Raw genomic sequence first — 17312 nt, forward strand, 5'->3', positions numbered from 1 at the left:
AAACGGGTGAATGGCGAACGGGTGGTGCCCGTGTTTGCGGGCGGGTGGGGCATGTGGTGTGCCTTTCCTTCAGGATGGTTTGTAGACACGATGATGGCAGGAGTTGGCCCCGGCGAGGCGCCCAACGGGCCGTCTGGCGCGGATCGTTTCGCCGGCGAAACCTATCCCCAGTCCATTGCGTGCAGGATCGTTCGTGGTCAAGGGGACCCGAACGTGCCGGGTCGCGTTTCGCTGGCGAAACGACGCTGCCTATGAGCCGAAGCGCGCGTGGTGCTGGCCGCGAGCCAGTTTGGCCATTTCGGGAAGCAGCTCTTCAGCTTTGGCACGGAACTCTTCGTAGTCTTGCTCGAGGTCCTCGACGATGCCGAGCATCGTGTGCGCCATCCAGCGCAGCGTCGGATAGCTGTCCGGAGAGAGCGGCCACACCATCTCCCGATGTGCCCGGGCGAGGTCGATGATCTGCTTGGCGAGATCATCATCGAGCAGTTCGTCATGCTTCCGGCGGAGCGCGATGAGCTCGCCTGCGGTGTCGTACAGCTTGAGAGCGTTACGGTCGTACCAGCGGGCTTCCCGGTTCGCGGCTGACGTATCCGGGGTGGCGGCCAGCCGGTGAGCACGCTCGACGCGCTCGTTGCGGGGCAGGCCGTTCGCGGCGGCCCGAGCGCGGAGGATGCGGTGGTCGACGGCCTGGGCGGAGCGCAGGCCCAGCGGTTCGGCGAGTCGGATGAGCGGGATCTTCAGAGCGCGGCCCAGTTCGAGAAGCTCGTGCTCCAGCCGGTTGATCACTGCAGGCACGTGGGGGATGTCCTGACTGCGGATGTATCCGAGCACCAAGAGCGCGTCGAGCACGTCCGCGTCGGTGATTAGGTGACGCCGGTGGTGGCGCTGCTGCAGGAGATGGTTGAGGACAGGGAGCGGGTTTTCGGTGGGGTCGTCGTGGAGAAGATGCTCCGCTCCTGCATCTCCTGCGTTCTGACGGCGCTCGATGATTGCTTCAATGGCCTCCTGACCTGCGGCTTTGCTGACTTTGATCTCTGTCTTCTCGGGCACTTCCATACTGTATTGAAAGATCATTGCGATTGGAAGTGCTGGACATCAAATTAACTCTCCTGTATCCTTATATACGTAATGAGGGGGTAATCCCCGGCGAATGAGAGGCGACCAGGATGCACACGATCCAGTTCGGCACCCGTACCGCTGACGGCACCATCACCGAGCACCACATCCGGAGCGTTCCGTCCTGGCTGCACGCGCAGCAGGACGCCCACCACAAGCGGCAGGCTGCCGTGGCCGTCTTCCGCGTGGCCGTCGTGGACGAGTTCTCACGCAACCACGTCAGCGAAGCCGTGACCGATTGGGCGGACCTGCCCGAGAACGCCGCCATCCAGTTCGGCATCGACAACGACGGCAGCGTCCGTGAGATGCGCTTCGACGATCTGACACCGCTATTGGGCCTGCACTCCCAGACGGGCGAGGGCGACCCGCACGGCCACGCCCACGGCGGCGGCCGCATCGTCTACCGCACGGTCGCGATCCACCCGCAGTACGACCGAATCGACGACATCCTCACCGACTGGACGCCCCTCTACCCCCGCCACTGACCTCCCGGGAGGGCGGCGCAATCCCGCGCCGCCCTATCCGCCCCCGACCACCTGCGGCCGGGGCAGCGTTCGGCGCCGGCTGGCGTGGAGGTTTCGCCAGCGAAACGCCCTCTGGACTTCAGCCAGGATGGGCGGCGATCAGGGCATTGCCAATCCAGCGCAGACGGCCGTCCGCTTCAGGAACGGGCCCTCCCCCGCTCGAGGTCACCTCTGTGATAATCGGCTCGCCGGGCTCCAAGGGAATCTCAGGTAAGGCGGCCAGCACGGCCAGCGCGAGATGGATGATGCGCTTCAGACGCTCCTCACCTACCGGACGCTCCAGGCTGTCCAGCGCCTCCAAGCGCAAGGGAACGCCAACGCGATGCGTTCGCAGGTCCTCGGTTCCACCGACAGCTGGGCGAACACGCAGCCGCGGATACGGAGGACGATGGGCGGCACCGACCCGGCCCGGACCGCCGAGCTTCGCCGTGAGCTCAGGATCGGCGGACAGATGCGCGATAGCGGCCGGGATCGGATCGGCGTCAGCGATGTGGCTCACGCAGTGCCTTCCCTGTCGTGATTACTCACCATTCGACTTCCGCCCAGGCTTGACCGAGGCAGCGGGCTCGGGCGCGAGCGCGGGGGCTTCGGGCGACTTGGCGGGAGCCCGGCGAAGCGCCGAGCCAGGAACGTCAAGCATGTACGTCTGCGGCTTCTGCGGGTTCGCGCCGGCGACAGCCCCACCCGCGACCAAGCGCATGGCCTGTCCGTAGCTGAGCTTGAGTTCCTCCCCGACAGCGTAGGTGCGGATGGGCAGGCCCACAGCCTCGGCGTCGATCGAACGCAGCGGGTGCGCCAGGTTGAAGATCACGAGCTGGTCGGTAGACATGCGCGAGGCCTCCTGCAAGATCTGTCGTAGGTCGGCGCCCATGGTGACCTGCAGATGAGCTAACGTCGCGTCCGCGCTTGAGCGGCGACCCGGTACGCGGCGGCGGCAAGCCACCCACCCCCTTGATCGGCGTACTCGGACTCGGCCACGCGAGGGAAGACCACCCTCACCTTGGCCTGCGCTCGCAGCCCGGATACGCGTACCGGCTCGGCGTGCACGCCGGCGGCGATCGCTTTCGGCAGGTCCACCGCCTGGCACTGGCAGCCGAGCTGCTGATCGTCGGGCAGGCCAGGGTCCCGCGGCCGCATGGCCAGGTCCCAGCCGTCGATGGTCTTCCAACCGCCGGCCGGATTGAGCGCCTTGCCGCCGGGGCCGCGTCCCTTGCGCACGTAGACCTGCCGCTTGAGGCGAAACGGCAGGTTCGACGGCACGGCCTGGCCGTGAGCATCAGCGTGCGCCGGACGGTTGTCGCCCGGCGTCGTCATCCACACCTTCGCGGCCGGTGCGGCGTCACGGGCCGCGTCGGCGAGGTCGTCAGTGACACGTTCGGCGGCGCGGCGGGCTGGACCGGCTGCGATGGCAGCCGCCAGGTTCGAACGCACTCGGGTGCGGGTCATGGGCGCAATGTAGAGGCCGAGTGAGCTTGGGTCGCGGCGGGCAGGAGCCGCCTGAGGCGACGTTAGCTGTGATTCCCTGCACGCTCCGGGCCCGTGAGTACGTCCACGTCTGCGCCGCAGGATCCCATTGACACGGCACTGGTCGTCCGCCTGTATACGGTTGATCAGCTGACGGTGCGGCAGATCGCCGCTCGCGTCGGGCGGTCCCATACGGCTGTGCATCGTGCGTTGATTCGTACGGGGACGCCGCGGCGGGGGCGCGGTTCCGCGGACCGGCGCATCTCGGCCCAGGTGTGCGAGCGCGTCCTGGCGAGCTACCTGAACGGCGACCCGATGGCTGACATCTGCGCAGCCCAGCAGGTTTCGGCGCAGTCGGTCCGCAACATCGTCGCCGACGCCGGCTATGAGCTACGGGCCATCGGCGGGCGCCGCCAGCTCGACCTCGAACAGGTGGATGAGCTTGCCGGGCAAGGCTGGCCTCCCGCCGCGGTCGCGATGCTGACCGGCTTCTCGGAGGGGCACGTTCGCCGGCAGATGCGCCAGCTGGGGTACGTCAGGCCCGCGCTGCCGGAAGGGCCGGTGCTCGCTGGCCTGCTGGCTGAGCACGGGTCGGTGCGGGCGGTGGCGCGCGAGGTGGGTTGCAGCGCCAGGCGGATCAAGGGGGCGCTGGAGCGTGCCGGGGTTGACGTCCCGACTCGCCAGGGCCGACGTTCACACATTGAACTCGTGGACAGCTGATCGGAGAAGTTGAGTCGCGTTCCGCGCGGGCCCGGGATGGTTTCGCTGGCGAAACCATCCCGGAGGATCTGCAACCCTGAGGGGCCGCCCCAGGCTTGGGTTCGTCCCCTCAGCGTTGCCGGTCGGTCAGTTCCAGTCTCGGAAGGCGATGCCGCGGTACAAGACGGTGGCGTCCATGATGAGATCTTCGGCGGGACTCCGTTCGCGTTCGCCGTGGGAGTTGGGATGGCTGCCGGAGCTGCCGCCGTTGTCGATCACCATTTCCAGTGCTTCGACGCGCGCCTGATAGTCGAGCACGATGTCTACGGCGTCGCGGCTTTCGGCGAGCCACTTGTAGATGGTGGCGGCGTTGGCCTTGGTTTCGTGGAGGGATGCTGCGGCTTGCGTGGCCTTCTTGTTGGCGAAGGCGGCCCGCAGGGCTGTGCCGGCCAATGCCTCGTCGCTGAGCGCGGGGAAGGTGACCTCGTCGTTGAGTGGGCGGGCGAGGTCGAGTTGAAGGACCTGCATCGGGAGTCTCCTCGCTGTGCTGGGGGATGGGCGACGAGGCGGCAGCGGGGCGGCTGCCGCTCCGGCGCGTTCTTGTCGCGTTATGGGCGACGCCGAGTGGGGCGCGGCCGGCGGGTGGTGGAGGCGGTCGGCTGCGGGATGGAGACGTAGCCGGTGAGGGATCGAGCGTTGACGATGAGCCGGTTGTCGCCTACCGCGTCGGCCAGGCCGGGGGCGGCGGTGACGAGGATGTCGCCCGACGTCGACGTGGCGGTGATGGTGCCGCCCTCGGTGGCGTCGACGCTGATGCGGCCGCTGACGGACTGGATCTCGGCCACGCCGCCGAAGTCGGCGATGTGGACGGGTCCTGAGACGGACGACACCTGTACGTTCTCGGTGCGGCCGAGGCGAACGCGGCCGGAGACGGTGCGCCACACGACACGGTCGGCGACGTCGGCGGTGATGACGCCACCCGTGGAGGAGCCGGTGAGGGATTGACAGGCGTCCACATGCAGACTGCCGGAGGTGCTGGTGTAGTTGATCGCGACGACCTCGCCCCTGACGGTCAACCCCGCATCCTTCGACGTCATGTTCAGGGCGCTGCTTGCGGGGATGCGAATCTCCGCCTGGATGACCCCGCTCATGCCGCCGGTCAGGATGGTCGCTCCGACAGTGGTGCCGCGCATGGACACGCGGCCGTCGTCGATGTCGACTTCCCCGTAGAAGTCACCGCCGACGATCACAGCTCCGGCACCGAGGTTGGTCACCGTTTGGATCGTGGTTCGACTGCCGCCCCGGCTGACGGAGGTGACGGAGACTTCAGCGGCGCCCGGCAGGTCAGGCACGTTGACGGTAACGTCGCTGGCGTGCTGGGTCATGCTGGCGGCGTTGATGGCGTCGGCTGCGGCCGTTCCGGGGGCCGCGCGGGTGGTCAGGGTGACCTCGACGGCGGGCACGTCTGCGACCTGCACCACGGTGGGGATGTGCTTCATCGGGAAGGTGAGCCGAACCGGGCCGGCAGGGGCGGCGACCAGGGTGCGGGTGGCGGGCGTGAACATCGCGTTCCTAACTTTTCTGTGCGCGACCGTAGAAGCCGCTCGAGGGGTCGGTGGTGTGGCTGCGGTGGATGCGTCCGCCGGCGGCGTCCCACGGATTGGAGGGGTCGCCGTCGCTGAGGACGAGGGGGTCGTCTGGCCTTTCCTCGTGGCCGCAGGCGCCGCACACGTGGCGCAGTCCTGCGTGGTCGCGCTCCTGCTGGTCTCTGCTGATCCACCCCATGATTACCTCATTTTAGTACAGGATAGTTAATTTACTGAAGGTCGAGTGGGCGTTTCGCTGGCGAAACCATCTAGGGGATGGGCCGCGTTGCCACGCTCAGCCGAGCCAGTACAACGCCGCCACGTTGATCGCCAGGTGGAGGGTGTTGTCCACCACGATGAGGAGCCCCTGGGCGAGGCCTGCGGACACATCCCGCGGGAAGCCGCAGTTGTCCTTCGCCTCCGCCCAAGTGGGCCGGCTGCCAGCCGCGCCGAGCTGGTTCTTGGCCCAGATGACGTACTTGGCGGCGCGTGTGCGGTCGAGCACGATATGCGTTCCGCCGATCACGGTCAGGGCCGGGAGGGAGGTGGTGAGGAGCAGGTGGGGGAGCGTGTAGAAGAAGCCGTGGACGATGGCCGGCCACCAGCGCGTGGTCTTCTCGGTGGCCATCCAGTGGGACTGGAGAACGTAGTCGCCGGCGAGGTGAGCGAGGAGGACGTACAGCGGGTCGGGCATGCGAGGGGCTCCTGTCGTGGGGGCGATGGGCTGATGCTCGCGGGTACGGCGACGGATCGCCGACGGATCGGGCGAAGGACGACGGATGGGGGTCGGCGGGTCGGCGGATGATGTGTCGGGGGCTGGCCCGGGGCGGAGGCGAGCGGCCGTCTCCGCCCCAGGGGCTGCTATACGAGCGCTGGCGAGCGCTCGTCAGCGTCGTTGTCGCTGTCGTCGTCGGCGGCTGATGCGGCGCTGGCAGCGTCCTCGCCGGCGGGTGACGCAGCGCTGGCAGCGTCGTTGTCGTCGCTGACGCGGGCGCTGGGAATGGCGCTCGCAGCGGCCGTCGCCAGCGCCCGTTCGGAGTCGAGGCGCTCTGCGAGCTCCTCGGCGGTCTCCTCCGGAACGTCGGCAGCGCCGCTGTCGAGCGCTGCCGCCGCCGGTTCCTTGATCCACGCAGCGCGCCAGTTCCGCGCTGTGGAGGGCTTCGCCCCAGATACCTGCATCAGATCAGCGGTCTGCGGCAGCGGCCCGCCAGCGGTCACGGCCTCGTCCCACAGAGCGCGGGCTCGCATCTGCATGCCGAGCCTGCCACCAGGGAAACCATCGTTCCCAGCGCCGTTCCCAGCGCCGTTCCCAGCGTCGCTGGCAGCGTTGCCGTTGTCGCCCTGGCCGCCGTTCCCAGCGCCGCTCTTGTCCGCCCCGCCCGGAGGCGCGGGAGGAGAAGGAAGCGCTGCGGCGCCCTGGCCGCCGCCGCTGCCAGCACCGTTTCGCAGCGGATCATTCGGCGCTGGCAGCGCGTTAGCGCCCGCTGCCAGCGGGTCATCACCTGTGCTGGCAGCGCCGCTATCCCCCGCTGGCAGCCGGTCGCCATCGCCGCTGGCAGCGCCGGTGCCTTCCGCCGGCAGCGCGACGTCCGTCCGAGGAGGAGGCGCTGCCAGCGCTTCCGGCGGCGGAGCCACCATGAGATTGGCGAGGAACTTTTCCGCTTCACGGGGGGTGGTGTAGTCGAGGGTGGCGAGCGTGCGCGACTGCGTGAGCAATTGCATGGCACGGACGATGTCGACCATCACGTACGGGTCGGTCGCGCCGGCGCGGGTAAGCGCCTTCTGCGCCCGCTTGTCGGCGTCGTTCACCTTTCCGGCCCGGCGGCCCGCCCCCCACTTGCCTTCGCGTTCGGCCTGCCGGTCGATCGTCTTGGCGAGCATGTGGAGGCGCTTGGCCGCCTCGTTCACGCGGACGAGCCGCGTCGCCTGCGCTGCGGTGAGAAGTTCATCAGTGCCGAGCTTGAGCAGGACCTGCACTCGCTCGATCGGGTGCAGCCACCGGGACAGGTCGAGCTTGCGGTCAGGGCGGGCGTACTTGTCACGACGCTGCTCAGCCAGCACGAACTCGAACAGGACGGCGCCGACGACCGGCAGGATCGCGTACGCAAGAGCGGCGCCGGGCTTGTCGGGCGCGTGCGTCGCGTTGAAGTATGCCGATGCCAGGATGAGGCCCCACACGGCCAGGCGCGGCCCGGTGGCGGTCTCGCCTCGGCTGATCCGTCGTGCCTGCAACACCGCGCACAGGCCGGCAGCGCCGTCCAGGGCGAAGAAGAGCAGGTAGGGCCATGGGCCGGTCAGGTCCATGTTGTCGCGGCCGAAGCCGGTCAGGCCGTTGGCGGACAGGCCCGCGATGACGACGAGGAAGTACACCAGCAGCACGCCTGGGATGACGCGAACAACCGCCGTACGCGCCGCCTCCCACCTGCCGGTCGTCCGCGCCCGATCAGCCGGGGGAGGAGGCGCGGCCTTAGGCTTGGCAACGACCTTGTCCGGTGCGGCCATCGGCTCGACATGCGGGACGAACCGGTGCCGCCAGAACGACCACGTGAGCGTCACGTCGCGCGGGCCTTCGCCCGCGGCCCACATCTGGTGCATCCGTGCCCGTGCCCGGCGTTCGCCGCGCCGGTTCCACCACCACACCAGCAGGCCCAACACCAGCACCGCCGCCAGGACGGCGCCGGCCAGCGGCTCCCACGACTGCAAGCGGGTCAAGAGGTCATTCACGGCAAAGTCCTTCATCAGGTCGTACGGCGAGAGGGTGAGGCAGGGGAGTGGTCGGCGGATCGGGCGGAGAGGTCATCGCGGAGCTGTACGGCGGCGCACCAGGCAGGGGCCGGAGATCCGCCTGACCCGCCGGAACGCAGCATTTGCGCAGGTAGTGGCTCATTCGCATGCGTCGGTGCCATCCGTCGGGCTGGCGGATGGCACCTGCCGGCCAGGCGGATGCCCGGCAGGTGCGGCGACGGGTGCATCTCATGCGGCACGGCGCACCTCCACCGCGCCGCCGGAGACGATCCGGTCGACGGCCGCAAGCACGTCCGCCGTGGCGGGGCCGCGTACCTCGTCCCCGTTGATCGTCTGCCGGCCGACTGGGCACCCCCAGTCGGCGAGCATGCCGCCGAGCGCCTTCGGCGACATCTTCAGTTCGAGCTGCGCGATGATCGCCGTGGTGGACAGACGGGGGAGGTGCTCCCCGGCGGCCTCGGCGGCGAGTTCGGCGATGGCCGCGAGCACCGCCGGCACACGCTCCCGCGGATCGGCGATGACCGGGGCGGGTGCGCCGGGCCGCTGCTGGCCGGGCAGCATGCCGGCCTGCTCGCGCAACTCCAGGGCGCGCTTGACGACCTGGCGGGCATCGCGCACGTCGGCGAAGTCCGATCGGACCGTCAGGATGTCACCGCCCAGGTCTACGTCTTCGGCGCCGCGCAGGAACCCCCACCCCTGGTGATGCCCGTCGAACTCGGCGGCGTTGTATCCCGCGACGTGCGTGTTGGTGCCGAGGCCCGCTTCGGACGCCTGCCACGTCATGACGCGCAACACGAACCGGGTGCCGAGCTGGTCGCGCAGCGACGATGGGATGGTGTCGGCGTCGGCCTTCTGCGTGGCGATGACGAGGATGAAGCCGAGCGCGGGGCCGACCTTCGCAAGCTCGATGAGCTGCTCGAGGATGAGCTTGCCCCAGACAGGATCTTCCAGGTACCGCTGGACCTCGTCGATGATGATCAGCTTCAGGGTGAGGCCGTAGGAGGGGTCGTCGAGCATCTCCGGCGTGATCTTGCCGTCGGGGCAGATGTCGTCATCGAGCTCGTCGATCCACTCGTACAGGGCGCCCATCTCGGCGACGAGAGCGCACAGCGCGGTGTAGAGCTCCTCGACGGTGCGTCCCCGTACACCGCGGCCGAACCCGTGCGCGATCGACTTGAAAGGGCTGAAGTCCTTGCCGCCCTTGCCGTCCCACAGGTACAGGCGGACGCGGACGTCCAGCGCGGCCGCCATGGCCAGCAGCCGCAGCACGACGCTTTTGCCCATGCGCGGCATGGACGACACCAGCACTGACGTGAAGATCAGCGGCAGTGCGACGCGGCGGCCTCTGATGCTGGTGCCGAACGGGACTGCATGGAACAGGTCCCAGGCGTCGGCGCCGATGAGCGGCGATCGGTGCTTGGGACGGTCGAAGGGGTCGCTGTCGGCCAGCCACAGCGACACGTGCCGGCCGGTGCCGGGAACCCGTTCGACGTCCAGCCACCGCTCGTCGATGTCGAGGGCGGAGGCCAGGGCCGCCTTCGCGGCGATGACCTGCTTGTGAGTCCTGCCCGCGGGAAGGCGCACGACGACGATCAGCGCGGTGCCGTCGTGGTGCGGCAACCGAGCCGCGTCCAGGTGCACCTCCTGGCCCGCCTTGATGATGCTCGCGGCGATGAACGCCTCAGTGAGCTGCTCGCTGGACACGCTCGCGTCGACCGCGGGCGCTCCGGCCGCGCCGACGGCGCTGCGGCCGGCGTCGGCAGCGTGGCCGAGCGCGCGCAGTTGCTCAGGGGTGCGCCGCCCGGCGATGGCGGCGACCGCGACCCAGATGGTGCCTGCGCCGGCGAGGATCGGCCAGGCGTTGAGGGCGAACAGGAGAACGCTGCCGGCGACGACGGCGCCTGCCACCTTCGCGGAGGCGGTGCGCCGCTGGGTCCGCAGGGCGTCCAGCGCGGCCATCATGTTGGTGTCGTAGCGGCCTGCTTCGAATGCCCGGTTCTGCTCATTGACCGCGTTGGCCCACATCCACCACTGGTTCCCGAGGACGCCGGTGCCGCGGAGGGCGGCGCCGAGCAGCCGACCGGGTACCCGGGCGGCGACGCGTACGGCGTACAGGCCTGCCAGCTTGGGGTCGCGAATGATCAGGGGAGGAGTGAGCGGCGCAGTCCATGGGGCTGGGATGCCGCTGGTGGCGCGTGTGAGGTCGCTGCGCTTGATCACCTGGCCGTTGAGGACGATGTCGTCGCCCGCGGGGTGCGCTGGCTGCGTGTCAGCGGACGGGTGATCCACCGGAGGCTCCTTTCTGGGCATGCAGGTGCAGGTGCTGGTCGTGCGGCAGGGGTGAGCGTTACAGGTGTGAGCTGGGTCGCGTTGGCCGGTGCGTGTGCGATGGGTCGCGCTCGCCGGCGGCCAGGCGTTCCGCTTGCGCGGCCGTGAGGTTGGCGCGGGTGCGCCGGTCCTCGCGACGGACCTTCAGGGCGAGCGTGATGGTGTACGCGACCACCCAGCAGAGGCCGCCGACGCCGCCCGCGACGCCGGTGATCGTCACCAGGACGGGCAGCTTCAGGTCGGGCAGTTCGGCCGCCAGCGTGGAGAGGAAGAGGCATGTGGCGGCGGCGGAGGCGACTGCGGCGGACAGAAGAATGATTTTGCCGGGGGTGGCGCGGAGATGTACCAGCGCCTGGGACAGGCGGTTGGTGAGGAAGGCGAGAGCGCCTTTCAGGGCTGTGATCATGGCTAGTTCCACTTGCGGTTCGTCAGCTGCTGGGAGGACTGCTCACGACGCTTGATCGCCTCGGGGTCGGAGATGCGGTCGAGATGCGGGTGGGCCTTGCGGGCGCGCTCCTGGAGCCGCGCCCACTGCTGATCGCTGATGGTGTTCGGGGGCTGGTCGTGTGACATGGGGTGATTCCTTGCAGCGGCTGGGACGGACAGGGGTTGCGTCAGACGTGGCGAGCGGCGTGGGTGACGCGGTGCGGAGCGTGACGGTCTCGAAGGAGCGGTCACTTCGGTTGCAGGCCGAGGACGGTGGCGAGGTCGCCTGCCGGCAGGACGGGCAGGCCGAGAAGCAGGGCGGCGACCAGGACGAGCACGGTGACGCTGACGCTTGCGGCGATCACGTTCATGGCGAGGATGAGGAGCGGGTGCCAATCCCGGCAACGGCCACGGCCTTCGCAGGTCCAGCAAGTGAGGGTGAACGGTCCTTGGCCGGGGCGGGTGCTGTACAGATGCTCGCGGGCGCCGTGGCATGTCGGGCACGTCAGGGCCGGGGGCAGGCGGATCATGCGTCGTTCTCCGTGGCGAGGGTCAGAGGAAGGCGGGTCGGGTGGCGGAGGCGGAGGAGGCAGGCTTGGGCATTAAGGAGCTGAACTGCCAGGCGAGGTCGATCAGGGGCTGGCGCAGCTGGGCAGGGGTGGGAAGCGTGGCTCCCAGGATGGTCAGCAGCCGCCATGCGATGGTGAGGAGCAGCGCGGTGGCAGCGGTGCAGGAGAGGACAACGAGGACGGCGGTCACGCGGGCGAGGCGGCCGAGAAGGAGCAGGAGCGCTCCTCCGAGTCCGTAGCCGAGCCCGGCGAGCGCCGCGATCTTGCCGGCAGCCGGGAGCTTGCGGAAGGTGGCCACGACCTCGGTTGCGCTCGCGTCGTCGGGCGTAGCGGGCCGGCTGGTCAGCACGGTCACCATGACGGCGGTCCAGGCGATCAGCACCAGGTTCATCGCTCCTCCTTCAAGTGCCCCTTGGCGAACTTTCATATGAAAGCTAACTTACATATGAGAGCGGTGCAAGAGGGGAAAGTTGACCGAGATGGCCCTGACCGATTCCGCTGGCCTGGCCAGGGCTGCCACCCTGGTTGTCGCACATGAGCAACATCGACAGGCGAGATGGGTAGACATGATGACGACAGCGGGACAGCCGGAGTACACCAGCATCGCTGCGGCGCTACGCCGGGACATCGACGCTGGCGTCTACGGCCCGCAAGACCCGCTGCCGAGCCAGAATCAGATCGTCCAGCTGTACGGGGTAAGCCCCGTTACCGCGCGAGAGGCGCTGAGGGAACTCGTGCGCCTGGGCGCTGCCTACGCCAGGCACGGCAAGGGCTACTTCCCACGCCTCTACCAGCGGGCGCACGTCGATGTGGAAGCTTTGATCGAGACTCGCGAGCACGCGGACGCAGCCGTGGGAACCTTGTCGGCTCCACCGCTGGTCTCCGAGCTCATGCCTGGCATCACGACGGTGCTCGTCCGCCGCGTCCCCGCCGGTCTCACCTCGTACTACGATCCGTCGCTCGCCGACGTGCTCCCCGAGGTGCGTGCGCAAACCCCTTTGACGCGGCCGACGGATCTTGAGCTGCTGCAAGAGCGCGGTGTCCCGTTGCGGCGGGCCAGGACCCTGCTCATCGGCCGCATGCCGACAGAGGGCGAAGCGGGCCGGTTCGAGTTGCTCCCGGTCACACCGGTGCTCGAGGCGGCCACGACGTTCACCGGGGTGGACGGCGGGGTCCGGCTGATCCGCGTGAGCGTGATTCCCGCCGACCGCTCTGCGGTGAGGATCGACTGGAGGTGAGTCTTCCCGCAGCAGCGAGGCTGCGGGAAGAGTATGCCCATGCTGTGGTCCTGGCCCGCGGTGCCGGCCAGGTGGGTGCCGGTCCGGCACTCTGGTCAGGGACGGCGGCTCTGGTAAGCCCATCGCGCTGTCAGGATCAGTAGGGCGATGCCTGTCATCGTGAACGCCGGTGTCGGCCGGATCGCTGTTGACACGAGCATGACGTGCAGGGCGATCCAGATGATCTGTGCGAGGAGGGCTCTCCGATCGAGATCTTCGTTCATGGGGGAGTCCTTCGGGAGATGCGCGGCCGGGGAGGTGTTACCTTGCGGCCGGAGACGATCAGTGGATGCGGCCCGGGAGGATCAGCAGCCAGCGGACCACCAGCAGGGCCCAGTTGATCGCGGTGGCGGAGTACTGGCTTCGTACCGTGATGAGGATGAAGGCGATGCTGACGGCCGCCGCGGTACGCGCGCGCCAGTCCATCAGCAAGGTCCATAAGCGTTCGCTCATGTCTTCTTCCAGCAGGAACGGATGGATCGTGGTGGGGCGGAAATGTCAGTGGGCGGCCATGGGTCATGGCCGCCCACTTCGAGATCGCTAGATGTTCAGTCCGGCCTTGCGCAGGATCGCGCCCGCGATGCGCGGCGGGGCGTCGGGGTTGTCCTTGTCGAGCAGCACGAAGAAGTCCGGGCAGCCGGGGACCTCGGCGCAGACCAGGTTGCCGCCCTCGACCAGGGGGTGGAGCGGGGCGTCGTCGAGGTCGTACTCGTAGGGGCTGCGCTCCTCGTCCGCTGTCTCCTGGGCGGCGCTGGCCTCGGTGCCGCTGTCGTTCGGGGTGTCGCCTTTGGTCATGGGTTCTCCTAGCGAGTCGGCCGGGCAAGGTGATACCTGCCCGGTTCACCGGTTTGACCGTGCGTGTGGCCGGGGCACGCCCGTGCTGGGCCGCGCGCTCCGGCCACGCTTCACATGCCTCCCGTGGCGGGGGACATGAGGGATGCGGGCGGTGAGCCCGCGTCGGCGGCTCGGGGGCCGCCGATAGGCGATCCCGTCCACCCGGAAGGACGGGATCAGGGCCCGGCACGGGTGCCCAGAAGGGGGTGCCGGACGATGTGGGGCATGGGGTCGCCGGGTCGGCGCCGGAGTGCGCGGCGTCGGCCGGTCCATCAGGACCCTTGCGCGTGCAGCAGCCGCGTCTGGTGCGCCAGCGTGGAGGCGAGCGATTCGGCGTCGGCCTGTTCGATGAGTTCGTGGACTCCGGCGTTGCGCAGCTTCTGCGTGAGGGGACGGCGTAGCCGGGCGGTCCACTGGCTGCCGTGCTCGATGTCGTGAGCTGGGTAGGTGGAACGCAGCGCGTCGAGCTGCCGTGCGGCTCTCGTATCGCCGCCCGTGGGCGCGGGGGAGCCATTCATGGTCGATTCGGTCATCGAGAGCCACCCTCAAGCTCTGCCAGCGAGTAGGGGATGTACATCCGGGTGATGGCGGAGTCCTCGTCTCGGCAGAGCTCCGCCACCGGAGGCCCGTACACGTACGCCGGTCCGCTGGCGACGGCGTCAAGGCGCGCCGGCCACACCGTTCCCTCAAGCGGCCCCTGCGGCATTGTTTGCAGTGCGGCCGTGAGTTCATTCACGGCGCGATAGCCACTTCCAGTCACGCCGGTAGAGCTTCGACCGCGAGCTGCGACATTCCACACGTAGAACCAGACGTCAGCCCGCGTATTCAGAAACACCATTCCTCGCTTTCCTGCCCCGATGCCGTGGCCGATTTCCTCATGGCCGAAAGCCCGTGCAGGAGTAGCGTTGCCATTACAAGCCGTCAGGTCTAGAGATGGCCTGTCCGCTGTGTGTCCGCCGTTTCCGGCGGACACGACGGACACAGGTCAGGCAGGTGAGCGATATGAGCGAGGAGACGTTCGGACAACTGTTGCGTCGCCTGCGCGGTCGGCTGCCGCTGCGTGAAGTTGCACGTCGGGCGCGGGCGGGTAAGAGCTACATTGACGACCTGGAACGTGATCGTAAATGGCCGTCACGAGCTGTTGTAGTAGCTTTGGACCGCGCTCTTGAGGCCGATGGTGCCCTCATTGCCGCTTATGACGCCAGCGAGGCGTCCGTGCCAATTTCCGACGTGAATCCCCCTACCGCCGAGATGGGCTTGCTGCGTAATCTGGGCTGGGGTGACAATTCGGACGAACTGGGGGAGGCAGCCACGAAACGCCGAGAACTGCTGCACATCATCGCCGGACTGGGAGCTACGGCGCTGACGCCATCGTCAGAAGATCTGCGGCAATACTTCGACGTGAACCCGCTGGTCGATACGCAAACCCTCAACGACTGGGAGAGAGCCTGCGGCAGCCACCTTCAGGCGCTCGTCACTCGCCCCGCCGATGTGGTGCACCAGGACCTGGATGTGGATCTGCGGACGGTGCTGCTGCGGGCGAAGATGATGGCCGATCAGTTCGGCCCTGACCATGCCAGGACTCGCGACATGGCCCGGGTGGTGTCGGCCATGTCCACCCTCAACGCCAACGTGCTGACCCGGCTGGGTCGTCATGTGGAGGCGGAACGGTGGTGGCGGACCGCCCGGCAGATGGCCGACGCGTCGGACGACCTGCATTTGGCGTTGGGGGTACGGTCCACGGAGGCCGGTCACATGCTCTCCGCAGGAGAGTCCGACGCTGCGGCCATCCTGGACTTGATCCACACCGCGGCGCCGATCGTGGCCCGTTCCCCGAACTCCTACGGGGCCGCGCTCATGGAGCTGGCGCTCGCCAAGACGCTGAGCCGTCTGGGGCGTCATGGAGAAGCGATCGCCACGCTGGAGCGAGTCAGCGATCAGCTGGCGACCGGCCGCCTGGAAGTGACGATCATGCCGCGGTACTGGGCCAACCAGCAGCTCACGTATGCGCGCGCGGTGGTCTTCAGCGCAGCCGGAAAGGAAGCACAGTTCCTCGATGCCCAGGATCAGATCCTGGCCGGCAATCGTGACTACCAGTACCCGATCATCGCGCGCTTGCATGCGGCGCTGTGCATCGTGGTGTGCGGAGGTGTCGAGGAGGGGGCGCGGAACGCCGCGGAGGTCCTCGCCGACGTGCCGTCCACGTACCGCACTCACATGATCGACCGAGCCGGTCGCATGGTCATCCGTGCCGTGCCGATCGACCGGCAGACCCGGCCGGAGGTACGGGACCTGCGGTCGATGCTCGCCATCGAGGCGTGACCCTCTCGGCGGGTTCACGCCTCGATGAGGCCGTTCGGCATCACGCCGCCGTTCGCTGCCCGTACAGGTCCTCAAGGTAGGCGTGCACGCCGGGCCGCCAGTCGATGTCGAGCACGGTGCCGAGTACGGCGGCTGCCACCATCGGGCTAATGCAGTTGGCCGCCTGCAGGAACTGCTTGCTTCTGGAGCCCTGCCACGGGTGGCCGTACGGCATGCCGACGAGCAGTCCGGCTTCGGCGGACGTCAGACGCAGTCTGTCGGCTTCGCGTTCCCAGCCGCGCGCCTTCTCCGTCAGACACCACGCCGCCCGGTCGGCGGAGAAAAGGTTGCCGCCGCTGGACTTCCGGTTGCCGCGGGTGCGGACACGGTGGCCGGGCTCCCAGCCGAGCGCCTGGGCCATCGTCGGGCGGGGGAACTCGCCGGGCCTCGGGGTGAGTGGCCGTGCCCTCAGGTCGGGGTACCTGGTGCGGTGCGCGAGCAGGAGCACGCGCTTGCGGTGGGAGGCGGCGCCGAAGTCGGCTGCGTCCAGCTCGACCACGTCACTGTAGGCCCATCCCATGTCTACGAGCGGCCCGCCGTCGTACAGTTCTTCGGCGAAGGCTTCCCACAGCGGCCGGGCTGCGGGGGTGAGCTCGGCGACGAGCCACTCGAGGTGGGGGAGGCCGGCCGCCCACCGGAGGGGTTCCAAGGCGAGCGCGGTGCGAGGGTCGGCGACCCGCTTGTCGAGGTCCTGCCAGAGGCATCCGCAGCGGTGCGTGAACAAGCAGTCGGCGCCGTCGATCAGCTCGTTGAGGTCCGCGAGTGCGCTGCGGGTGCCGGAGTTGCTCCATGTCGGGCAGGGCGGTGCGAGCGCCGCGCCGGTCACGTGTGCGAAGGTGGCCGGGTTCAGCGTGCGCACATCGGCGTGGGTGCGGGCGAACCCGGCTGCCCGGCCGGTGGCGACGGCGTCCTTGTCGAGGTCGTACCCGGCGAACAAGTGGTCCAGGCCGAGGATGCGGGCACCGACCTCCATGCCGCCGGGCCCGCTGAACGGGGCGAAGATCGGCCGGGAAAGGTCCGGTGCCGGGGTGGCGTCGAAGAGTGCGTCTTCGCCGCCGTCGAGGGTGGGGTAGGCGAGGGGCCGGGCCCGGCATTCCCAGTGATGGCCGGTGCCGTCGGGGTAGGCGCAGCCGTCGCACACGGTCAGGCCGCGGCCGATCAGGGCATGCATGATCTCCATCTGATGGGCGGAGGCTTCGTCGGCGACATCCTGGAAGTCGCTGTCGCCGCTGCTCCACAGGCGCTCGTAGGCGGCGTACTCGGCGGCGGCCTGGGCGACGAACAGAGCAATCAGCTCGTCGGTGTTGTGGTGCCGGTAGGTCTCCGCCGCCCACTCGGCGATGGAGACGGCGGCAGTGGTGGTGGGCATGGCGGGGTGGGCTC

The 17312-nt window shown here is 68.8% G+C and carries 23 protein-coding genes; 4 read left to right on the plus strand and 19 right to left on the minus strand.

The window, feature by feature from the left end:
- Positions 1-249 precede the first annotated feature (249 nt).
- On the minus strand, positions 250-1050 hold the full coding sequence (locus ETD86_RS12990; RefSeq protein ID WP_138666388.1) for a hypothetical protein: 801 nt from the start codon (positions 1048-1050) through the stop codon (positions 250-252).
- A gap of 116 nt (positions 1051-1166) precedes the next feature.
- Between ETD86_RS12990 and ETD86_RS12995 the strand changes: the two genes are divergently transcribed.
- The gene (locus tag ETD86_RS12995) at positions 1167-1601 is read left to right on the plus strand and encodes a hypothetical protein (RefSeq protein WP_138666389.1); all 435 of its coding nucleotides are present in this window, start codon (positions 1167-1169) and stop codon (positions 1599-1601) included.
- Positions 1602-1719: 118 nt separating this feature from the next.
- Here the strand turns inward: ETD86_RS12995 and ETD86_RS13000 are convergent, their stop codons facing one another.
- From ETD86_RS13000 to ETD86_RS13010, 3 genes are read right to left on the minus strand one after another with little or no spacing between them, the layout of a single operon-like run.
- Positions 1720-2139: a hypothetical protein gene (locus tag ETD86_RS13000; protein ID WP_138666390.1), complete on the minus strand. Its 420-nt coding sequence runs from the start codon at positions 2137-2139 to the stop codon at positions 1720-1722.
- Positions 2140-2160: 21 nt separating this feature from the next.
- On the minus strand, positions 2161-2469 hold the full coding sequence (locus ETD86_RS13005; protein WP_138666391.1) for a hypothetical protein: 309 nt from the start codon (positions 2467-2469) through the stop codon (positions 2161-2163).
- 59 nt (positions 2470-2528) lie between these two features.
- Positions 2529-3086: a hypothetical protein gene (locus ETD86_RS13010; RefSeq protein ID WP_138666392.1), complete on the minus strand. Its 558-nt coding sequence runs from the start codon at positions 3084-3086 to the stop codon at positions 2529-2531.
- A 93-nt stretch (positions 3087-3179) separates the two neighbouring features.
- Here ETD86_RS13010 and ETD86_RS13015 point away from each other — a divergent pair, with 93 nt between their 5' ends.
- Complete coding sequence (locus ETD86_RS13015) at positions 3180-3824, plus strand: helix-turn-helix domain-containing protein (RefSeq protein ID WP_138666393.1); 645 nt, start codon at positions 3180-3182, stop codon at positions 3822-3824.
- Positions 3825-3950: 126 nt separating this feature from the next.
- On the opposite strand, the gene ETD86_RS13020 is transcribed toward ETD86_RS13015, so the two are convergent.
- The 10 genes from ETD86_RS13020 to ETD86_RS13055 all read right to left on the minus strand — a co-directional run bounded on the left by ETD86_RS13020 (position 3951) and on the right by ETD86_RS13055 (position 11848).
- Positions 3951-4331: a hypothetical protein gene (locus tag ETD86_RS13020; RefSeq protein ID WP_138666394.1), complete on the minus strand. Its 381-nt coding sequence runs from the start codon at positions 4329-4331 to the stop codon at positions 3951-3953.
- Positions 4332-4411: 80 nt separating this feature from the next.
- Positions 4412-5368 carry a DUF4097 family beta strand repeat-containing protein gene (locus ETD86_RS13025; protein ID WP_138666395.1) on the minus strand — a complete coding sequence of 319 codons (957 nt, stop codon included), beginning with the start codon at positions 5366-5368 and terminating at the stop codon, positions 4412-4414.
- 7 nt (positions 5369-5375) lie between these two features.
- The gene (locus tag ETD86_RS13030; protein ID WP_138666396.1) at positions 5376-5588 is read right to left on the minus strand and encodes a hypothetical protein; all 213 of its coding nucleotides are present in this window, start codon (positions 5586-5588) and stop codon (positions 5376-5378) included.
- 96 nt (positions 5589-5684) lie between these two features.
- Positions 5685-6083: a DUF3307 domain-containing protein gene (locus ETD86_RS13035; protein ID WP_138666397.1), complete on the minus strand. Its 399-nt coding sequence runs from the start codon at positions 6081-6083 to the stop codon at positions 5685-5687.
- A gap of 167 nt (positions 6084-6250) precedes the next feature.
- Positions 6251-8128 carry a DUF2637 domain-containing protein gene (locus ETD86_RS13040; protein WP_138666398.1) on the minus strand — a complete coding sequence of 626 codons (1878 nt, stop codon included), beginning with the start codon at positions 8126-8128 and terminating at the stop codon, positions 6251-6253.
- 234 nt (positions 8129-8362) lie between these two features.
- Positions 8363-10423 carry an ATP-binding protein gene (locus tag ETD86_RS13045; protein WP_138666399.1) on the minus strand — a complete coding sequence of 687 codons (2061 nt, stop codon included), beginning with the start codon at positions 10421-10423 and terminating at the stop codon, positions 8363-8365.
- 58 nt (positions 10424-10481) lie between these two features.
- Complete coding sequence (locus ETD86_RS13050) at positions 10482-10868, minus strand: hypothetical protein (RefSeq protein ID WP_138666400.1); 387 nt, start codon at positions 10866-10868, stop codon at positions 10482-10484.
- A 2-nt stretch (positions 10869-10870) separates the two neighbouring features.
- Positions 10871-11035, minus strand: a complete 165-nt coding sequence (locus tag ETD86_RS55050; protein ID WP_170223055.1) for a hypothetical protein — start codon at positions 11033-11035, stop codon at positions 10871-10873.
- A gap of 101 nt (positions 11036-11136) precedes the next feature.
- Entirely contained in the window at positions 11137-11259 is a 123-nt protein-coding gene (locus tag ETD86_RS59075; protein WP_281286902.1) for a hypothetical protein, read from the minus strand.
- A 181-nt stretch (positions 11260-11440) separates the two neighbouring features.
- Positions 11441-11848 carry a hypothetical protein gene (locus ETD86_RS13055; protein ID WP_138666401.1) on the minus strand — a complete coding sequence of 136 codons (408 nt, stop codon included), beginning with the start codon at positions 11846-11848 and terminating at the stop codon, positions 11441-11443.
- A 175-nt stretch (positions 11849-12023) separates the two neighbouring features.
- Here ETD86_RS13055 and ETD86_RS13060 point away from each other — a divergent pair, with 175 nt between their 5' ends.
- On the plus strand, positions 12024-12695 hold the full coding sequence (locus ETD86_RS13060; RefSeq protein WP_170223056.1) for a GntR family transcriptional regulator: 672 nt from the start codon (positions 12024-12026) through the stop codon (positions 12693-12695).
- Between the two features lie 95 nt (positions 12696-12790).
- Here the strand turns inward: ETD86_RS13060 and ETD86_RS55055 are convergent, their stop codons facing one another.
- From ETD86_RS55055 to ETD86_RS13070, 4 genes are all read right to left on the minus strand, one after another.
- Positions 12791-12958 carry a hypothetical protein gene (locus tag ETD86_RS55055; protein ID WP_170223057.1) on the minus strand — a complete coding sequence of 56 codons (168 nt, stop codon included), beginning with the start codon at positions 12956-12958 and terminating at the stop codon, positions 12791-12793.
- Between the two features lie 58 nt (positions 12959-13016).
- Positions 13017-13187 (minus strand): hypothetical protein, encoded by a 171-nt coding sequence (locus tag ETD86_RS55060; RefSeq protein WP_170223058.1) that lies wholly within the window; start codon positions 13185-13187, stop codon positions 13017-13019.
- Between the two features lie 87 nt (positions 13188-13274).
- Positions 13275-13529, minus strand: coding sequence for a hypothetical protein (locus ETD86_RS13065; RefSeq protein WP_138666403.1), 255 nt, complete (start codon positions 13527-13529; stop codon positions 13275-13277).
- A 311-nt stretch (positions 13530-13840) separates the two neighbouring features.
- The gene (locus ETD86_RS13070; RefSeq protein WP_138666404.1) at positions 13841-14101 is read right to left on the minus strand and encodes a hypothetical protein; all 261 of its coding nucleotides are present in this window, start codon (positions 14099-14101) and stop codon (positions 13841-13843) included.
- A 469-nt stretch (positions 14102-14570) separates the two neighbouring features.
- Here ETD86_RS13070 and ETD86_RS13075 point away from each other — a divergent pair, with 469 nt between their 5' ends.
- Positions 14571-15890, plus strand: coding sequence for a helix-turn-helix domain-containing protein (locus ETD86_RS13075; protein ID WP_170223059.1), 1320 nt, complete (start codon positions 14571-14573; stop codon positions 15888-15890).
- Positions 15891-15930: 40 nt separating this feature from the next.
- Here ETD86_RS13075 and ETD86_RS56890 read toward each other — a convergent pair.
- Positions 15931-17312: DNA cytosine methyltransferase (locus tag ETD86_RS56890; protein WP_211370010.1), on the minus strand; the 1382-nt coding region annotated here is incomplete at its 5' end.

The organism is Nonomuraea turkmeniaca (genome assembly GCF_005889735.1).
Lineage (GTDB): Bacteria > Actinomycetota > Actinomycetes > Streptosporangiales > Streptosporangiaceae > Nonomuraea > Nonomuraea turkmeniaca.